Below are 2,579 nucleotides of genomic sequence, written 5' to 3'. Positions count from 1 at the left end.
CGTTACTGTCGTTGGCGCTACATTTGTCTTTTTTATTAAGAGGCATCAAAGGTTACGTTATAGGAAAGAGGCGCTGCTAGCGCTGCTAGATCTCGAGAGACGATATTTCAAATCGACACCAGACCTAACATCTGACACAGGTCATCGGGATGCAAGTCGTCTCAACGCGGAAGTAAATATGTTTTTAAAACGCATCCTCAGCAGTCAGCAAGGCTCTGCCGACTATCGAACGCAAACATCCGACGCATGGAAGCAGACTTTAGACGAGAAGCTTCCTTTCCTTTCCGAGCAAGACAAAGACCTTTTAGCATCTGGTCATTACGCCCCCGTTGCGACGCGCCTTGATAGGGCCTTTTTTGAAAGCCTAAAAAAATGGCTTAAGAGGCAGCGTTGATGGAGCTACTCACAGTAATCGACCAAATTGATTTCGTATGGCCTTACGCAGCTCTTATTGCACTATTGCCTCTGCTGTTTCGCAGTTTGAGAAGCGATGAAAGTCAAAATCCAGAAATGACAGCGCCAGCCATCTCGGCCTACGCACAAGCCCATGCAGAATACGGTTTTGCGACGGTCTCTTCGCAGCGCGAACACAAACGAAAGAAAGTTTTTCTCTATGTTCTTTGGATCCTACTTACAGTTGGATTAATGCGCCCACAGTTTTTTGGTGCGAGCGTCGAGCTACCGCTAGAGGGACGTGATCTGATGTTAGCAATCGACATTTCGCCAAGCATGAAAGAAGTAGACATGCCCTTAAATGGACGACGTGCCACGCGAATCGATGTGGTAAAGAGCGTGGTCGGAGATTTTTCACAGCGCCGCGAAGGTGACCGGATCGGTTTGATCCTGTTCGGAACACAACCTTACGTTCAGTCGCCGCTTTCGTTCGACACCGAGACAGTCAATACACTTTTGCAAGAAGCATTTCTTGGTATGGCTGGTCAAGCAACCGCGATTGGTGATGCAATTGCCCTCGCCGTGAAGCGTTTGAAAGAGCGACCCGAGCAAAGCCGTGTATTGATATTGCTTACGGACGGCGCCAACACAGCTGGCGAGATACCACCTCAAAAGGCGGCCCAATTAGCCAGTAGTTTCGGCGTGAAAATTTACACCGTTGGCATTGGTGCCGATGAGATGTTGCAACGAAGCTTTTTCGGCTCTCGTACTGTAAACCCCTCTGCTGATTTGGATGAAGATATGTTGCGAACCATCGCAGACACAACCGAGGGGGCGTATTTCCGAGCAAGAAACACGGAGGAGCTCGAGCAGATCTACGCCGAAATTGACACGTTAGAGCCCATCGAATCTGCAAAGCGTACGTATCGGCCACAAAAATCCCTTGTCCACGTGCCTGTGCTCATCGCTCTATTCCTATTTGTTTTATATAAGCTCATTGTTGTTGCTCAACGCATGCGAACCAACAAGAGACAGGAGGCAAGGCGCGATGGACTTGCTTAACCACCTGCCAGACTTACACTTCCTCAGGCCCGAACTACTTGCCCTGCTTGTGCTATTGCCGCTACTGATTTGGTTGCTTCGTAAAGGCGTTACCAGAGACAATTCTTGGAGCCAGCACATCAACCCGACCTTACTTCAGGCGATGCAGGGAAAGCAAAACGTAGCCCGCAAGAAGCGCACGCGCACTGGGTTACTTTTGACATCGCTCGCACTGCTCTTGATTGCAGCCGCAGGTCCGAGCTGGATTGAAAAACCTCAACCTGCAACTCAGCGTAGCGACAACATGGTCGTTATAATGGATTTATCTTTGTCGATGCTTTCTGAAGATACCCCGCCTTCAAGACTAGTCAGGGCGAAGCAAAAAATTGTCGATCTATTAAGTATGCGGAAAGAAGGTAGCACTGCGTTAATCGCGTTCTCAGGTGACAGCTTTGTCGTTACCCCGCTTACCGATGACATGCGCACAATCGAGTCGAACCTTGCAGCACTCGAGCCACTCATCATGCCAGTCATCGGCAGCCGTCCGGACCTTGGGGTAGACCAGGCCAAGGATCTTTTGGCTAAAACCGGCTCATCTACGGGGCGAATTGTCCTGGTAACCGATGGCGTTGCTCCACATCAAATTGACCGCATTACAGACATGCTTACTAGCACAGAATTCGAGCTCAACATCATTGCGGTAGGCACGGAAGAAGGCGGACCGATAAAGCTTCCAGATAATCGCGGTTATCTCAAAGACGGTGGGTCAGTGGTGATCGCGAAGACTGAGTTAGCGCCACTCAGGGCGCTCGCTATAGAAAATCGCGGCGTATTTTCTGAACTAGCATTGAACGACAGTGACCTTGAAGCGATAAACGCAGCAGGCACCCTACTAAGTTCAGAACATCAACAAAATGCTCTTCGCGGAGAATTCGATCAGTGGGAAGATATGGGTTTCTTGTTTCTCGTTCTGGCACTCCCCCTTTGCTTGCTTGCGTATCGCCAAGGCGGCCTTCTTATTCTTTTAATCTTTATCAGTCCTCAACAGGCGGATGCGTTTGAGTTTAGCGATCTGTGGTTGACGCCAGATCAGCAAGCTCAGCGTCAAGTCCAACAAGGTAACTACGATATTGCCGCGCAACTGT

The 2,579-nt window shown here is 49.6% G+C and carries 3 protein-coding genes; all 3 read left to right on the top strand.

The window, feature by feature from the left end; translation table 11 throughout:
• Positions 1–394 (top strand): DUF4381 family protein (locus A3751_RS22190; protein ID WP_156492437.1); only part of this gene is annotated, 394 nt, incomplete at its 5' end.
• The gene (locus tag A3751_RS13040) at positions 394–1,455 is read left to right on the top strand and encodes a VWA domain-containing protein (RefSeq protein ID WP_068456726.1); all 1,062 of its coding nucleotides are present in this window, start codon (positions 394–396) and stop codon (positions 1,453–1,455) included. The genes A3751_RS22190 and A3751_RS13040, both read left to right, overlap by 1 nt.
• A partial coding sequence (locus A3751_RS13035; protein WP_156492436.1) for a VWA domain-containing protein occupies positions 1,442–2,579 on the top strand: 1,138 nt, incomplete at its 3' end. The genes A3751_RS13040 and A3751_RS13035, both read left to right, overlap by 14 nt.

It is taken from the genome of Oleiphilus sp. HI0080, from assembly GCF_001635135.1.
This window is presented reverse-complemented; position numbering and strand designations above follow the sequence as displayed.

Bases quoted from the DNA above. Each gene is read 5' to 3' on its own strand.
- A3751_RS13040 (WP_068456726.1), top strand. From the start codon at position 394: ATGGAGCTACTCACAGTAATCGACCAAATTGATTTCGTATGGCCTTAC.